Source organism: Fimbriimonadaceae bacterium (genome assembly GCA_023957775.1).
Taxonomy (GTDB): Bacteria; Armatimonadota; Fimbriimonadia; order Fimbriimonadales; family Fimbriimonadaceae; genus JAMLGR01.
Map to the genome: position 1 here is coordinate 119,295 of JAMLGR010000005.1, position 15,875 is coordinate 135,169.

Sequence of the window (15,875 nt, forward strand, 5' to 3'; positions counted from 1 at the left end):
GGAGGGCCCAACCGGGGCCTCGCTGCCCTGAGATTATTGAGACGCTACACTAGCGACGTGGCGATCTCCGCGCGGGTGGCGAATCTCGGACGCATGGCGTATCGGCCCTGCGCGGAACTTCAGGCGCATCTGCTGGAGCGGGTCGCTTCCGAAGAGGTCCCGGACACGCTCCTGTTCGTCGAACACGCGCCGGTGCTGACGCTCGGGGCGAACTTCCACGAGGAGAACCTGCTCCTGCCCCCCGAAGCGTATCGCGAGCGCGGGATCGCCGTGGAGAGGACGGACCGCGGGGGCGACGTGACCTACCACGGGCCCGACCAACTGGTGGCTTATCCCATCTTCAACCTCGCGCACTTCGGAAAGGATCTCCACCGATGGCTTCGCGAATTGGAGGAGGCGGTGATCGTTGCGCTCGCGTCTTTTGGATTGGAGGGAGAACGATTCCCTCCCCACACCGGCGTGTGGGTCGCGGGGAAGAAGGTCTGCGCGATCGGCATCAAGGTGCGCAAGTGGACGTCCATGCATGGCATCGCTCTGAACTGCAGCAACTCGCTCGAGCCGTTCGGCTTGATCGTGCCGTGCGGTATCGAGGGGCATGGGGTCACGAGCCTCACGGAGCTGCTGGGCCGAAAGGTGGGGATCGAGGAGGCTCTGCCCGTGGTCCAGGCCGCGTTCGGAAAGGTGTTCGGAGTGGAGTTTGAAGCGGTCGAAGGACCGCTCGCCCCTCCGGGGGAGAGGGGCGCCTGATGAGGCCCGCCCGGGTTCGCGGGTTGAAAGCCCACGCACCGAAGGGGCTGTTGGCGGCCACCCCCGGGTGGGCGGGAGTCGACGAAGCGGGCCGCGGCCCGTTGGCTGGGCCCGTCTACGCGGCAGCGGTGATCCTCCCGCAGGGGTTCGACTGCACCGGCATCGATGACTCCAAGGTCCTCGACCGAACCCAGCGCGAAGACCTGGCGCTGCGCATCCGATCGGAGGCGATGTGGAGCATCGCGGCCGCCGAACCCGACGAAGTCGACCGCCTCAACATCCTCCACGCCACCATGGCCGCGATGTTGCGGGCCGTGCAGGGGCTTGCGTCGCTTCCGAATGGGGTTTACGTGGACGGCAACCGCCTTCCGCCCGGGTTGCCGGTCCCTGGCGAGGCCGTGGTCGACGGCGACGCCACCCACGCGTGCATCGCGGCGGCGTCGATCCTCGCCAAGACCGCGCGCGACGATCGCATGCGCGAGTTGGCCCTGGACTACCCGGGATATGGGTTCGAGCGGCACTTCGGCTACTCGACGCCCGAGCACTTCGCGGCCCTCGAGGAGCTGGGGCCCTGCCCGATCCACCGACGCTCCTTCGCCCCCGTGCGCGCGAGCGAACAGTTGTGTCTGACCTTCGACGAGTAGGCGGGGAAGGAGAAGATCGGGCGGCCGAGTACCTGCTCGCGAAGGGTTACACCATCGTGACCCGGAACTTCCACTCGAAGCGAGGCGAAATCGATCTCGTCGCCCTCGACGGAGACCAGTTGGTCGTCGTCGAGGTGAAGCTCCGTCGCACAGGTGGCGAACCCGCCGAGCTGGCACTCGACCACACCAAGTCGCAGCGGCTCATGAACGCGGCGGAGGACTACCTTCGGTTCATCGAAGAGCCGACCCGAACCGTCCGCTACGATCTGATCGCGATCGACCGCAACGGCCTGCGCCACCACGAGAACGCGTTGTAGGGGGGGGCGTGCCCTCCCAAGGGGCTTAGCGGGGGGCGTCCTGCTTTGGCAGTTCTGACTGGGAGTAGTTGCCCATCAGCGCTCGGAGCCGTCCGATGCGCTCGCGAATCGGAGGGTGCGTGCTGAACATCGCGGCCATGCGCTCGGCGCCCCGCAGGGGGTTCACGATGTACATGTGTTGGGTGGCCCGGTTGGCGGCTTCGAGAGGATCGGGGTCGGCGGAGATCTTCTCGAGCGCCCGCGCGAGGCCTTCGGGGTAGCGCGTGAGCTCCGCGGCCGAGCTGTCCGCCAAATACTCGCGTTGGCGGCTGACCGCCAGCTCGAGCAGCTTCGCGAAGATCGGCGCAAGGATCGCAAGCACGATCGCCAGCACGAGGAAGATCGCGTTGGAGTTGTCGTTGTCGCGGCTGGACCGTCGGCCGCCGCCGTACCACATCGAGCGGCCGAACATGTCGGCGATCAGGGGAATGAGCCCCGCGGTGATCGCGATGACCGTCATGAACTTGATGTCGTAGTTGCGGATGTGCGACATCTCATGGGCCATGACCCCCTGCAACTCGTCTCGATCCAGCTTCTCGATCAAGCCCGTGGTGAAGCAGATGACGCCGTGCTGGGGGTCTTTACCGGTGGCAAACGCGTTGGGGGCGGAGTCTTCGATCACGTACAGCTTGGGTTTGGGGATGCCTGCCGCGATCGCCATCTCCTCGCACACGTTGTCGAGAATCCGGTCCTCATCGCGATTCGCCGGGCGCGCGCCGGAGATGGAGAGCAGGATGTCGGGCCCGCTGGTCCAGGCGACCAAGGTGGCGATGAGGCCCACGCCCGCCGCGATCGCGCCTCCCGCCCACCAGACGCGCGGGGCGTACACCCCCGCGATGGAAGCGCCCAACGCCGCCAGCAACACCACAAGCAAGAACCCCAAGAACAAGCTCGAGCGTTTGTTCGCGGCGATCTGTTCGTGCAGGGTGCGTTTCATGCGACGCTCTTCCTACGCGCGCAGCGTCGCCGAGGATGCGGGTGTTGCCCGCGGTAAGCCGCTTGGGATGCAGGGCGGCGAGCAAGCTCGCGCACTCCCCAAAGGACGAAGGACCAACAACGAAGAACCAAACCTACCGAACCTTTGCGCCTTCGGGGGTTTCCTTGTCGGGCTGCAGGAGAATCGCCCCTCCGTTTTCATCGACCGCCGCAAGCAGCATCCCTTGGCTCTCGGTCCCGCGCAACATCGCGGGCTTGAGGTTCGCCACCACCACGACTTGGCGGCCGATCAGGTCCAGCGGGTCGTAGTTCTTGCGGATGCCCGCGACGATCTGCCGGCGTTCGTCGCCGATCATCACCTGGAGCTTCAACAGCTTGTCGGCGCCCTCCAAAGGCTCGGCTTCGAGCACGCGGGCGATGCGGAACTGCACCTTTGCGAACTCCTCGATCGTGATCTGCTCGACGGGGGCTTCGGTCTTTTCCACCTTGGGAGTCTCCTGTTTGGGTTGGGCCGCGGGCTTGTCAGCCTCGAGGCGAGGGAAGATCGGCTCCGGTTGCCCCAGCGCCGTGCCGGGGGGAAGGGCTTCGTCGACGCCGATCACGTCCCACGCAAGGAGCGGCGCCACACCAAGCTGCGCCGCGATGGCGTCGGCGGTGGACGGGAGCATCGGACGGATGAGCCCCTCCGCGGCACGCAGGCACGCGAGCATCGAGCGCACCACGCCGGCCAGCGCCGGATCGTCGGCTTTGGCGAGGGCCCACGGGGCGCGGGTGTCGATGTATTTGTTCAGGAACCTAACGATTGAGAATGCGGCCTCCGATGCGCGGTCGATCCGATACGCGGCCATGGCCGACTCGAACCCGCTCTTGGCCGCGGCGATCGCTTCCGACGCCTCGGCTTCGAGCGGTGCGTCGGGCACCGCTCCTCCCACGAACTTGTGCGCCATGGCCAGCGAACGGTTGAGCGCGTTGCCCAGGTCGTTCGCCAGGTCCACGTTGTAGCGGCGGTCGAAGTCCTCGTACGTGAACATCGAGTCGTTCTCGTACGGCATCGTCGTGGCCATGTAGTGGCGCACGGCGTCGATCGCCACGTCCTCGGTGCACCCTGCCCGCCCCGCCAACTCCTGCGCGAGCTCCAAGGGGGCGACGACGTTGCCCTTGGACTTGGAGATCTTCTCGCCTCCCACGGTCATCCAACCGTGGCCCATCAGCACTTCGGGAAGGGGAAGTTCCAGGCCCATCAGCATCGCGGGCCACAGGGTCGCGTGAAACCGGGTGAGGATGTCCTTGCCCATCCACTGGACCTCGGCCGGCCACATGGTCTGCCACCCATCGCCGGGCCATCCCGTCGCGCTGATGTAGTTGATCAACGCGTCGAACCACACGTAGATCACCTTGGAATCGTCGCCGGGGACCGTGATGCCCCAGCCCTGGTTCGAGCGGGTGATGCACGTGTCGCGCAGCCCCTCGCGCATGAAGCCCAGCACCTCGTTGCGGCGCACCTCGGGTTGGATGAACGACGGATGCGCCTCAATGTGCGCGCGAAGCCGCTCCTCGAACGCGCTGAGCTTGAAGAAGTAGTTCTCCTCCTGCACCCAGCGCACCTCGTTCCCGTCCGGGCTCTTCCCGTCTACGAGGTCGGCCTCCTTGTAGAACGTCTCCGACGAAACGTCGTACCACCCCTCGTAGGTGCCCGGATAGATGTAACCCTTATCCCTCAGCCTCTTGAACACTTCGTGGACGGCGGCCACGTGACGAGGCTCGGTGGTGCGGATGAAGTCGTCGTACTCGATCTTCATGCCGGTCCAGATTCGGCGGAACTCCTGGCTGATCTCGTCCACGAAGCTCTGGGGGCTCTTTCCCACCTTCTGCGCGGCTTCCATCACCTTGAGTCCATTCTCGTCGGTGCCCGTCAGGAACGTCACCTCGCACCCTCGCATCTTTGCGTAGCGCGCCGAGACGTCGCTGGCGAAGGTCGTGAGCGCCGTACCGATGTGGGGAACGGAGTTCACGTAGTAGATCGGCGTGGTGATGAAGATCCGCTTGGGCATCGGAAGGGGAGTTTACCGGTTGCCCTGGGTTGGCCCGGCATTGGCACGGGATTTGCGCCGGGAAGGCCAAGCAATCGTGCGCAACGTGAAATCAACCAAAGGAATTTCGATGAAACCCTGGAGCAACAGAACAGGATGTTGGATGCTCGCCCTGGGACTCGCGGCCTCCGCGATGGCCCACCGGCCCGAACCGAACGCCTACCTCAACAGACCTGCGCATTCGACGGCGGAACTGGTTCAGCAGGCCAAGTCCGACCCCGCCGTGATGGATCGCTACATGCGCCATTACGGCATGTCGCGCCAGGAAGTGATCGAGTTGCTTTCCGGACTCCATCTGGCGGCGATGGCGCAGGACACACCGATGGCCGTGTACAACTGCAGCGAGCAGGACGGCGTCATCCGCTCCCGCCTGTTCGTGATCAAGAAGGGTTCTTGGGTTTTCGCGGATGCCTCGGGCCGTCCCGTCGTGAAGAAGACGTGCGGCAATCCGTTCTGGACGACCCCGCCGCCCGCGCCGGACGAAGTGCAAACGGCGACCCTGCCCGCGACCATTCGCCAGGATGAGCTGATGGCGTCGGTCGAGACCATGCCCGTCGCAGAACTGGTCGAGCCCGCCTTCGAGGTTCCCGAACCGCTCCCGTACGCGGTTGCCCCTCCAGTCGTGCCAGAAACCGAAGCGATTTTTGCGACCCACTCGCGCCGCACGCCGCTATGGCCCTTCATCGTCGGCGGCGTGGTTCTGGACCACCCCGGCGGTGGCGGTGGAAGGAGGCGTCGGAAGGTCATCACCGAGCCTCCCGTCCCCGGACCTGCGGGAGCCCTTGCGTTCGGCATACCCGCCCTGGCCGGAGCCCTTCGGCGCCGTCGGAGCAAGACCCCACGATTCTAATTGGGGAAGGGAATACCCCGGGGCCCTCGACTCTTTGGGTCGGGGCCTCTTTCTTTTTGCGACGCTACTTGAGGTGTTTGCCCCACCACCGGGTGATCTCCCCAAGGCGGTGAAGCCTCAGATCGGGCGGGCCTGAGCGGCTCATTCCGTGCGAGGTGGTGCTCGGATAGCGGACGAAGCGCGATTCGATACCCTCTTGCTGGAGAGCGGTGAACACCTGCTCGCTCTGTTCGATGTTGCACCGCAGATCGCCTTCGCTGTGGATGATGAGGGTCGGCGTCGTCACCCCTTCGAAGTAGGCGATCGGCGACTGCCTCCACAGCGGCGCGATCTTGTCCAACGAACTCCACGCCACGCCCCCGAAGTAACCGTCCTTGTTGAACGGGAAGTCGCTGCTTCCCGCCATGGAGACCATGTTCGAGACGCAACGGTCGGTGATGGCCGCGCGGAACTCCTTCGTGTGGCCGATCACCCAGTTGGTCATGTAACCGCCATAGCTGCCGCCCATGACGCCTATGCGGCCGGGGTGGATGTAGGGTTGGTGCTGCATCCATCGGGTGACGGTCTGGATGTCCTCCCAATCCTTGTTGCCCCAGTCGCCGCGAATCGCGGCGCAGTGGGCTTCGCCGTACCCCTTGGACCCGCGCGGATTGGAGAACACCACCACGTACCCCTCTGCGGCCAGCACCTGGAACTCGTGGAAGAAGGCCCATCCATACTGCGTGTGGGGTCCGCCGTGGATTTCGAGGACGGCGGGGTAGCGCTTGGGCGGCAGATAGCCGATCGGCTTCATGACCCACGCCTGCACCTTCACGTCGTCGGTGGAGTCGAGCCAAACCTCTTCGGGGACGCTCAGCTCGATCTCTTCGTAGAACGCCTGGTTGAGATCGGTCATGCGCTTGGGCCACTCGGGGCGCTCTTTCAGGTCGTAGAGGGCGACCTCGTCGAGGCTGGCCGCGTCGCCGAACGTGCAGGCGAGCCAGCGGCCGTCCTTCGAAACGTTGCCGGCACCGATGACGTGCCAACCCTTCGTGAGGAGCGTGACGCCGCCCTTCTCGGCGTCGATGAGCCCCACCTGCATCTCCCCCCGGGTTCCGATCGACGCCACCAGATGCTTGCCGTCGGGCAACCACTCGCAGCTAGCCGAGTGCGACGAGTCGCGCGTATCGCTGATCGTGGAGGCGGAGAGACAGAAGTCGTCGCCGGCGGTGAGGCACGTCGGGTCGCCTCCTTTGGCGTCGACGACGTAGAGTTTGGTGTTGCGCACGCCCCAGGGATCGTTTTCGTCGACGTCGCCCGCGTAGGCGATTCGCGTTCCGTCGGGCGACCAGCGCACGGAGCCCTTCTCGCCTTTGGGAAGTCCCTCCAGCATCCACGCCTGGCCCTTGAGGGACACCCGGTAAAGCTGATCGTTCGGCGGCTCGGCCATGGGCCGCTTGTTTGCGGAGTGCGCGACGATCAGCTCCGTAGAATCGGGAGACCAGTCGTACGAGTACATCCCGATCGGACACGCGTCGTAGAGCTTCTTCGTCTCCCCGCTCGCCACCTCCACCACGTAGATCGCGTGGCGTTGGGGTCCGAAATAGCCGTCGCCGTCGAGCCGGTACCAGATGTCCTCCATCACCCACGGGGGGGAGCTGAGCCCCTTCTCCTCGCGCTCCTTCTTCGCCTTCTCGGTTCGATCCGGTTCCTGCTCGCGGAACGTGAAGGCGATCTTCGTGCCGTCCGGCGACCAACGGATGCCCCCGATGGAGCCCTCGGGCAGCGACGTGAGTTTGCGCGCCTCGCCTCCGTGAATGGAGAGGAGGAAGATCTGGGCCGAAGGCTTTTCTCGCCCGCTCACGAAGGCGATCGCGTCGCCGTCCGGCGACCACCGTCCCGAACCGGCGCCGGCCTCCCCCTGCGTCCATTGGGCGACGTTGCCGTCCCGATCCACCGTGTAGAGGTTGGTGACGTACTTGTTGTTCTCGCCGACGTGCTTCTTGGCGAACAGCACGCGAGCGCCGTCTGGGCTGACTTGGGGGTCTCCGACGAACTGGATGCGTTGGAGGTCGTCGGCTCGAATAGGACGCTTGGGCATGGATGCCAGCATACCAAACGCCCCTTTTGCCGGAGCGGTTTGCGAAAAATCGCACGACGTTGTAGAATCGCAACGATGCAAGGAATCGGCTCTCGGATCCGTTCGCTGCGCGAGGCGCGCGAACCGCGGCTTCGCCAGGTGGACCTTGCCCGGTCGCTCGGGCTCACCAAGGACGAGATGTGGAACATCGAGAACGGGCGGACCGAGCCCTCTGCGCGACTTCTGGCAAAGATCGCGAAGGAGTTGGGCGTTTCGGTCGAGGAGTTGGCGCGGCCGGGAGCGCCGGCGGAGCCTGCCGGGAAGCAGGTCGAGGCGCCGAACGATCGCAATCGCGTCGTCGCAATCGTCGTATCGCGCTGGAACGAGTTCGTCACGCGCGAACTGCGCCACGGCGCCGAACAGGAGCTGGCGCGATCGGGATGCGCGGTCGAGGTGTTCGAGGTGCCGGGAGCGTGGGAGCTGCCGGTCGCCGTCGCCGCGCTGCTGCGCCGCGGGGCTCCACCGTCGGCCGTGGTGGCGTTGGGGTGCATCTTGCAGGGTGAGACGCCCCACGCGAGGCAGCTCGCCTCGGATGTGGCCTCGTCGCTGATGCGGCTGCAGGTGGAGCACGGCGTTCCCGTTGCGTGGGGCGTGCTGACGCCCGACACGCCTGAGCAGGCGATCGACCGCGCGGGCATGAAGCTCGGGAACAAGGGGCGCGAAGCGGCTCTGGCCGCGCTGGCCATGATCGACGTCTTGGCGGCCGCCGGGCGGTGATCGTTCGTTGATCGTTTGTCGATCAGCCATTGCGCCCATTGCGCCCTTTGCGTGAAACATCCCCCGCGCCTCCGCGCCTCTGCGTGAAACTCCCCCGCACCCCCCTGCGCCTCCGAGAGGTAGATTGCACCCGATGGCCGCTGCCGACCCGCTCTCCCTGTTGATCTTCGTCGTCGCGGGGGCGGCGGCGTCGGCGATCAACTCGGTCGCGGGGGGCGGATCCCTGGTCTCGTTTCCCGTCTTGGTGGCGATGGGTGTGCCGTCGCTGCCCGCCAACGCGACGAACTCCGTGGCGCTGTGGCCTGGCTCGCTTGCGGGCGCGTTGGGGTTTCGCAACCTGCTTCCCAAGACCGGGCATCACCTGCGCACCCTCGCGATCCCGACGTTCCTCGGGGCCTTGGTGGGCGCCCTGCTGCTCGTCAACACGGGCCAGAAGACGTTCGACCTGGCGGTCCCCGTGTTGATTTTGGGCGCCACCCTCCTGCTTGCCTTCCAACGGCGCATCAAGACGTGGGCGACCCGGACGTCGCTCCACATCCCGGTGGCCGGAGGCATGGCCATCCAGTTCTTCGTGGCGGTTTACGGAGGGTACTTCGGCGCGGGGATGGGCATCATGATGCTCGCGGCGTTCTCGCTCTTCGTGGAGGGGAACATCCACGAGCTGAACGCGATGAAGACGTGGCTGGGCCTGTTCATCAACTTCGCCGCCAGCGTTCTGCTGCTGCAACAGGGGCTGGTCGTGCTCGTGCCCGCTCTCGCCCTGACGGTGGGGTCTATCGGAGGGGGCTACTGGGCCGCGCGGGTGTCGCAGCGCGTCGATTCGGAGAAGCTGCGCGTCTGGATCGCGGCGTACGGGTTCGTGATGAGCGCCGTGTTCATCTGGCGAGCCCTGGGACGCTGATCGCCCATCGTTTGTCGGTTCTCGGCGGACCATACTCACGGCATGGCTGGATGGCGCGCGCACTGGATCTCGCCTGCCTACGACCCTCGTCTGGATGTGGGAGTGTTTGGCTTTCGGCGTCGGCTCCAAGTCACCGAGGTTCCCTCGACCCTGATCGCACGGGTCTCCGCCGACCAGCGCTACAAGCTGTTCGTCAACGGGGAGTTGGTGGTCTGGGGCCCGCAGCGCGGGGATCCCCAGCACTGGTTCTACGAAACCGTCGATCTGGCCCCGCACCTTCGTGCCGGGGAGAACTGGATCGCCGCGCTGGTTTGGAACTTCGGCTGGATGGCGCCCATGGCCCAGCACTCCGTCCGAACCGCGTTCGTCCTGGAGGCGGAGGGAGCATCGACCCCGGATGCCTGGGAGGTTCTGAAGCTCGGCAACTGGGACTTCGCGATGATGCACGATGGGGTCGGGGAGTTCTACATCGACGTGGGCCCCGGCGAAGCCGTGGACTTCCGAGGGGCGCCCTGGGGTTGGCGCACGGGCGGGGACTCGCCTCCTGCGGAGTGGCGGCCGGCCCATACCGTTTGCGCGGCCGAAGAGCGGGGCACCCCGGGCGGCGGAACGCCGTGGATGCTCGTCCCCCGCACGCTCCCCGCGATGCGATACGACGTATGCGAAACGGGTCCCCGGGTGCGAAGGGGGTTTCTTGGCGACGAGGGCGGTCCCGAGGAGGGTGCGCTCTCCCCACCTCTGGCCCTTCGGCCCGGCCAGCCGGTCGTGCTCGATTGGGGCGAATTGCTCTGCGCCTTCCCAAGGCTGACCCTCGAGGGACCCGAAGGCGCGGGGCTCACCGTGGCCTACGCCGAGGCGCCCTGGACGCCGGACGGCGCGAAGGGGAACCGGAACGAGGTTGCGGGGAAGGCCGTGCAGGGGATGCAGGATCGGTTCGTGCTCGACGGGACCCGCCGTACGCTCGAAACGCTCTGGTGGCGGACGTTTCGGTACGTGCGCTTGGAGGCGACGCAGACGCTGACGGTCCACGCGTTCGACGCCGTGGAGACCGGTTACCCCATTGCCGTGGACTCGTCCTTCGAGGCCGACGATCCGTGGGTCCAACCGATTTGGGAGGTGGCCGTGCGCACGGCCGAGCGTTGCGCGGGGGAGACGTACTTCGACTGCCCCTACTACGAGCAGCTTCAGTACGCGGGCGACACGCGCATCCAAGCCCTGATCGGCTACTACCTTGGACACGACCGCGCGCTCCAGCGCAATGCGGTGGACACCCTGGGCTGGTCGCAAATGGCCAACGGCCTCACGCAAAGTCGCTACCCCTCTCGACAGGTGCAGGTGATCCCCCCGTTTTCGGCGTGGTGGGTGCTGATGCTGTATGACCAGATGCTCTACGATCGGGTGGCGTACGACGTGGGGCGCCAGCGGCAAGCCGAGTGGGTGTTGGAATCGCTCGAGGCCCACTCCGACGCGCCCGACGCTCCGTTTTGGCACTTCGCCGACTGGGTTCCGGGCTGGCGGTGGGGCGAGCCGCCGCTGCGGGGACGCTCGCCCATCCACCGGCTCACCCGGGAGATGGCATGGCGAGGGTTGGGCGCGTTCATGGAGACGGCGCCGATGCCGCTGGATTTGGCCATCGAGACCGAGATGGCCGCGAGGGGTTTGGAGATGCCGTCGTTCGCTGCCGCGAATCCGCCATCCCCATCGCGCGAAGGCTTCGACGAGGAGCCGAGCGAACACGCCGAGGCGCTGTGGCGCGTCTGGCAGCGCATGGCAGGGCTCGAGCCCGACCCCTGGCCCGCCGAAGCCTTGGCGAAGGCGGGCGCGGCACGGTGCACCTATTACTTCTCCTACTACAAGCACCTCGCCATGCGCCCGATCGACTATCTGGCCGGGCTCGCGCCTTGGAAGGAGATGATCGAAGCGGGGTTGACGACGTTCGCCGAGAACCCGGAACCGACACGCAGCGATTGCCACGCCTGGTCGGCGCACCCGATCCTCGGGTTCTTCCAAATCGTGGCGGGCGTCGAAAGCGCGGCCCCAGGGTGGAAGGCCGCTCGCATCGAGCCCCACCCCGGCTCGCTCAGGCGGTTCGACGCGCGCATCGCCCATCCGGACGGGCTGCTTCGCGTGGCCTGGGAGAGCGAACGGCTGACGATCGACTCACCGGTCCCTTACGAACTGGTGTGGAGGGGTCGGCGTGAGAAGCGCCCCGCGGGCCAAGAGACCCTCTGAGGGCGGAGCGCATACGTCTCGCGGATCATCCTGGGGCGGTTCCCGGGGGAAGCTCCCCGAACACGACGGTCGCCCCCTGCTCCGCGGCTTGCAGCGCGCGGAGGTGGAGGAGACCCGGGTGCTCGGCGATCAAACGCGCCGAGTTGGCGAGGCTTCGCAGGGCGGCCTGCTCTCCTCGGGCGCGTTCCAGCGCGGCCTCGCCCTCCTTCCGGGCCAGCAGCACCTTGGCGAAGGCCCGCTTGAGATCGCCTGGGAACGTGATGTCGCGCACGTCGATGCTCCCCTCGAGCTCGAGGCCAAGCTCGGCAAAGCGCGGCCGGACCCGCTCGGCGATCTGGGTGCCGAGGGTTCCTCTGGCCGCGAGCATCTCGTCCGCCGTCGTGCCGGTCACCACCTCGCGGAGCGCCACCTGGACGACCGCGTGCATCGCCAGTTGCCAGCTCTCGTGCTCGAGGAGGGCGCGCACGGGGTCCGCGATGCGGAACGAAACGAACACGGAGACGCGCGCCGGCAGTCCGTCGACCCCTCACTCAGAGGACGTTCGAGGCTCGACCAAAGCACCAGGGGTGCCGCCCGAGGGTCCGCCTCGGTCAGAATAGGCGCGGACCATGTTCTTCACCAAGTATCCGCACCGCTCCAATTTCACTTTCGCGCGCGCGTACAAGAGCGGCTCTCGAAGACTGGAGGTGGGTCCGCACCGACTCGAGCTGCTCGTCGACTCGTATGCGGACGGCGTGCACCGCGTCCGCGTGCGCGGCCACGAGGGATGGTCCGAGAATCTGGTTGTCGACGCGCTGATGCCGCCCCCGGGGGCCCCGGGCGGCGCGACGCTGGACGTGGGCGCCGACGCCAGCCTCGTGCTCCGGGGAGAGGACGGCGCGCCCATCCTGTCCAGTGCTCCCGGGGCCGGCTTCGGAGTCTGTGGCGAGGTTTCGCTGTGGCAGTTCGAGGTGCCGCCTACCGCACGGTTTTTCGGGATGGGAGAGAAGACCTTTGGGCGGCTCGAACTGTCGGGGCTGCGCACGAAGTTCTGGAACACCGACGTGTGGGGCGATTTCCACTGGGCCCAGTGGACCGAGCATCCGGCCGACCCTCCCTATCTCTCGATCCCCTACCTTATCATTAGGGTTCCGAATGGTTTTGTCGGTTTGCTTCTGGCGAGCCCCTGGCCTGCGTTCATGGAGACGCCGGGCATCGACGAGGCGCCCGTCTTCGTCGAGTGGCAACGAACCGCGCCCACGCTGCTGATCGGCAACGAGGGAGGCGAACCGGACCTCTGGCTCCTGCACGACCCGACACTCAACGGCCTGACGCGTAAGCTGCAGCGGCTCGTCGGCACGACGCCGCTGCCGCCGCTCTGGGCGCTCGGCTACCACCAGTCGCGCTGGGGTTATGCGGGCCACAAGGACCTCCAGGGTCTCGATCGCGAGTTCACGCGGCACGAGATCCCTTGCGACGGGCTGTGGCTCGATATCGACTACATGAGGGGCTACCGCGTGTTCACGGTGGATCCGGCCCACTTCCCCAAGGGTGTGAAGGCCACCGCGGAGGCTCTCGCCAAGAAGGGCAGGAGGATCGTGGCGATCCTCGACCCCGGTGTGAAGCGCGAGAAGGGCTACGACGTATACGACGATGGGGTCGCCAAGGATCTGTTCTGCCACGGTCCCGAGGGATCGCCCTACGTGGGCATGGTGTGGCCCGGAGAGACCGTGTTTCCGGACTTCTCGCTTCCCGAGGCGCGCGCTTGGTGGTCCTCCCGGGTCGAGGCGTTCGCGCGCGAGGGGTTCGGCGGGGCTTGGCTGGACATGAACGACCCCTCCACCGGACCGGTCGATCCCCACGGCATGCGGTTCCAGAGGGGCCGCCTGCCGCATGCGGCGTTTCGCAACCTCTACGCGCTTGGCATGCAGAAGGCGAGCTACGAGGGATTCCTCGCCGCGCGCCCCCACGAGCGGCCGTTCCTCCTCACGCGCTCCGGCTTCGCCGGCACCAGCCGATACTCCGCCGCGTGGACGGGCGACAATCTGTCGAACGACTTCTACCTCGGAGTCTGCATCCCCACCAGCCTCAATTTGGCGCTGAGCGGTCTGCCGTTCAACGGACCGGACATCGGCGGGTTTGGCGACGACGCGTCGCCCCGGCTCATGTTGGACTGGGTCAAGGCGTGCTTCCTCTTTCCGTTCTTCCGCAACCACTCGGTGAAGGACTCCAAGCCCCAGGAGCCGTGGCGCTACCCGGGCGGGGTCGGCCGGGCGATCGCGCGCTACATCCGGCTGCGGTATCGGTTCTTGCCCTACCTGTACAACCTGTTCGCCGAGCAGGAGCTGTCGGGCGAGCCGATTCTGAGGCCCCTGGTGGCCGAATTCGACTCGCGGCCGGGCGTCGACCTTGCGGAGGTGGCCGACCAGTTTCTCGTGGGGCCGTACATTCTTCAGGCCCCTTTGCTCAAGAGGGCTCGGAACCGATGCGTGGTGCTTCCGGGCCGCACGTCATGGCTGGAGGCGAACACCGGCGCGTGGGTCAAACCGGGAACGCACGTGGCGAACCGGGCGCTGGCGTCCACTCCGTTGTATCTCCGCGAGGGTGCGATCGTCCCGATGGCGGGTTCGGAGGCGGCGGATCTGAAAGACGTCTGCTTCCTCGTGGCGGCTCGTGCGGACGGGCGCGGGGAGTCCGAGACGCGCTACCACGCGGATGACGGCATCTCGTTCGGGTATCGCGATGGGCAACGGTCGACCGTGTCGGTTCGGGCGAAGTGGAGGGCGGGCGTCCTGGATTTGACCGTGGAGACGTTGGCCTCCGGATATGGGGCGATCCGTTGGCGCTTTGCGGTCTTGGGATCGTTCGAGACGATTCGTGTGAACGGCGTTCGGGCAACGCCTTGCCCGGAGAGGCTGGAGCTGACTGGGCGGCCTCTGAGTGTTCAGATCGTGGGAGGGCCGTAGCGTGTTCACGGGACTCGTCGAAGCGGTGGGCGTGGTGCGGGCGTTCGACGGGAAGACCCTGCGCCTCGAGGTACCTCCCAACGAGGAGCCGTGGGCGTTGGGAGAGAGCGTCGCGGCCAACGGTTGCTGCCTGACCGTGGTGGAGTTCGCGGACGGGTTGGCGTTCGAACTCAGCGGCGAAACCCTCTCGCGTACGACGTTTGCGAGGCTGGGGGTTGGAAGACGCGTGAACATCGAGCGGGCGCTTCGGGTTGGAGACAGGCTGGGCGGCCATTTCGTGCAGGGGCACGTGGATGCCGTGGGCCGCGTGGTGGGACTCGAGCCGTCCGATGTGGGCTCGACCCTTCGCGTCGAGGTCCCCGCGGGCGGCGAGCGCTTCTTGATCGACAAGGGCTCGATCGCCGTGGACGGGGTGAGTCTGACGGTCGTGCGTCCCGAGGGCCGCACGTTCGAGGTGGCGCTGGTGCCCCACACCTTGGCCGCGACGAACCTCGGCGATCGGAAGCCGGGCGACGCCGTGCATCTCGAGTACGACGTGCTGGCCAAGCATGTGGCGAAGTTGCTGGAAGGTGGCGACCGCTAGGGGGGCGAGCGCGGGCCGGAGCGGCGACAAGTCGCCGCGATGCGGGGCGACGAGCAAGCTCGCGCACTCCCAGGCTAGGACAGCCAGAAGGCCAGGGACTTGCGGATGGCCTCGGTGGCGGCGCGGGCGATCCACTCGGCTCGCTTTCGGTTCTCGAGGCGAATGATCACGTCCTTGTCCGCCGGGTTGCCGGACATCTCGTCGCGTCGGGTCGTGCCGAAGAAAGGGCCTTTGGCAACGCCTTCGACCGCTTCGCGCCCGGCGACCCGCATCGTCCCTTCCTTCAGGTCCATCGCCCAAAGGCGCACGCGGACGCGGGTCTCGCTCGGAGGCTTCGCGCTGCTTCCCAGGATCGCGGTGGTTCCCAAGTTCTTCTGCGAGATGGACTCGAGGACCGGCAGGAGGACGACGTCGCAGTCGAGTTTTCTTCCGAGGGCGCCCAAGTGGGCCACGTCCCGCGTCCGAGGTTCGTCGGGGTCGAACTCCAACGCCTCGAGGGCCTGCGCGACGGCGTTCGGGGAGGCCCATTGATGGCCTTTCCCGGCAAAGCTCTTCCCAAGCACCTGGAGGAGTTGGCGACCGATTTCCGCGCGCACCCATGCGGGTTCGGCCTCGGCCAAACGCGGAGTATCGGTCGCGAAGGAGGGGGGTAGGAGTGCGATCTTCAGGCCCTGTGCCCCAGCCCAGGGGGCCATGCAGAGCATCACGAGCGTCGCGAGGAATGGGCGCATACCCTCTTGGACGCCGCCCATCCC

The 15,875-nt window shown here is 66.7% G+C and carries 14 protein-coding genes; 9 read left to right on the forward strand and 5 right to left on the reverse strand.

Translation table 11 applies throughout. The features are described 5' to 3' along the window. Positions 1-57 precede the first annotated feature (57 nt). The 3 genes from lipB to M9921_05835 are packed head-to-tail and all read left to right on the forward strand — an operon-like array spanning position 58 to position 1,708. Positions 58-747, forward strand: coding sequence for a lipoyl(octanoyl) transferase LipB (lipB, locus tag M9921_05825; GenBank protein ID MCO5296358.1), 690 nt, complete (start codon positions 58-60; stop codon positions 745-747). Further along, positions 747-1,391, forward strand: coding sequence for a ribonuclease HII (locus M9921_05830; protein ID MCO5296359.1), 645 nt, complete (start codon positions 747-749; stop codon positions 1,389-1,391). Before lipB ends, M9921_05830 begins: the two co-directional genes overlap by 1 nt. Further along, on the forward strand, positions 1,370-1,708 hold the full coding sequence (locus M9921_05835; protein ID MCO5296360.1) for a YraN family protein: 339 nt from the start codon (positions 1,370-1,372) through the stop codon (positions 1,706-1,708). Before M9921_05830 ends, M9921_05835 begins: the two co-directional genes overlap by 22 nt. A gap of 25 nt (positions 1,709-1,733) precedes the next feature. On the opposite strand, the gene M9921_05840 is transcribed toward M9921_05835, so the two are convergent. Both M9921_05840 and metG read right to left on the reverse strand, forming a co-directional pair. After that, complete coding sequence (locus M9921_05840; protein ID MCO5296361.1) at positions 1,734-2,684, reverse strand: M48 family metallopeptidase; 951 nt, start codon at positions 2,682-2,684, stop codon at positions 1,734-1,736. 133 nt (positions 2,685-2,817) lie between these two features. Further along, complete coding sequence (gene metG, locus M9921_05845) at positions 2,818-4,734, reverse strand: methionine--tRNA ligase (protein MCO5296362.1); 1,917 nt, start codon at positions 4,732-4,734, stop codon at positions 2,818-2,820. 142 nt (positions 4,735-4,876) lie between these two features. Here metG and M9921_05850 point away from each other — a divergent pair, with 142 nt between their 5' ends. Next, the gene (locus M9921_05850; GenBank protein ID MCO5296363.1) at positions 4,877-5,623 is read left to right on the forward strand and encodes a hypothetical protein; all 747 of its coding nucleotides are present in this window, start codon (positions 4,877-4,879) and stop codon (positions 5,621-5,623) included. Positions 5,624-5,687: 64 nt separating this feature from the next. Here M9921_05850 and M9921_05855 read toward each other — a convergent pair whose 3' ends face one another. Then, positions 5,688-7,703 (reverse strand): S9 family peptidase, encoded by a 2,016-nt coding sequence (locus M9921_05855; protein ID MCO5296364.1) that lies wholly within the window; start codon positions 7,701-7,703, stop codon positions 5,688-5,690. 75 nt (positions 7,704-7,778) lie between these two features. Between M9921_05855 and ribH the strand changes: the two genes are divergently transcribed. The 3 genes from ribH to M9921_05870 all read left to right on the forward strand — a co-directional run bounded on the left by ribH (position 7,779) and on the right by M9921_05870 (position 11,592). Then, positions 7,779-8,459 carry a 6,7-dimethyl-8-ribityllumazine synthase gene (gene ribH, locus M9921_05860; GenBank protein ID MCO5296365.1) on the forward strand — a complete coding sequence of 227 codons (681 nt, stop codon included), beginning with the start codon at positions 7,779-7,781 and terminating at the stop codon, positions 8,457-8,459. A gap of 133 nt (positions 8,460-8,592) precedes the next feature. After that, a complete protein-coding gene (locus M9921_05865; protein ID MCO5296366.1) occupies positions 8,593-9,360 on the forward strand; it encodes a sulfite exporter TauE/SafE family protein in 768 nt (255 codons plus the stop codon). 42 nt (positions 9,361-9,402) lie between these two features. Beyond that, the gene (locus M9921_05870) at positions 9,403-11,592 is read left to right on the forward strand and encodes a hypothetical protein (protein MCO5296367.1); all 2,190 of its coding nucleotides are present in this window, start codon (positions 9,403-9,405) and stop codon (positions 11,590-11,592) included. Between the two features lie 25 nt (positions 11,593-11,617). Here the strand turns inward: M9921_05870 and M9921_05875 are convergent, their stop codons facing one another. Next, complete coding sequence (locus M9921_05875) at positions 11,618-12,088, reverse strand: SPFH domain-containing protein (protein MCO5296368.1); 471 nt, start codon at positions 12,086-12,088, stop codon at positions 11,618-11,620. Positions 12,089-12,200: 112 nt separating this feature from the next. Here M9921_05875 and M9921_05880 point away from each other — a divergent pair, with 112 nt between their 5' ends. Together M9921_05880 and M9921_05885 are read left to right on the forward strand one after the other, a co-directional pair. Continuing rightward, a complete protein-coding gene (locus tag M9921_05880) occupies positions 12,201-14,537 on the forward strand; it encodes a hypothetical protein (protein MCO5296369.1) in 2,337 nt (778 codons plus the stop codon). A 1-nt stretch (position 14,538) separates the two neighbouring features. Continuing rightward, the gene (locus tag M9921_05885; GenBank protein MCO5296370.1) at positions 14,539-15,120 is read left to right on the forward strand and encodes a riboflavin synthase; all 582 of its coding nucleotides are present in this window, start codon (positions 14,539-14,541) and stop codon (positions 15,118-15,120) included. A 74-nt stretch (positions 15,121-15,194) separates the two neighbouring features. On the opposite strand, the gene M9921_05890 is transcribed toward M9921_05885, so the two are convergent. After that, on the reverse strand, positions 15,195-15,851 hold the full coding sequence (locus M9921_05890; GenBank protein MCO5296371.1) for a hypothetical protein: 657 nt from the start codon (positions 15,849-15,851) through the stop codon (positions 15,195-15,197). Positions 15,852-15,875: the final 24 nt, after the last annotated feature.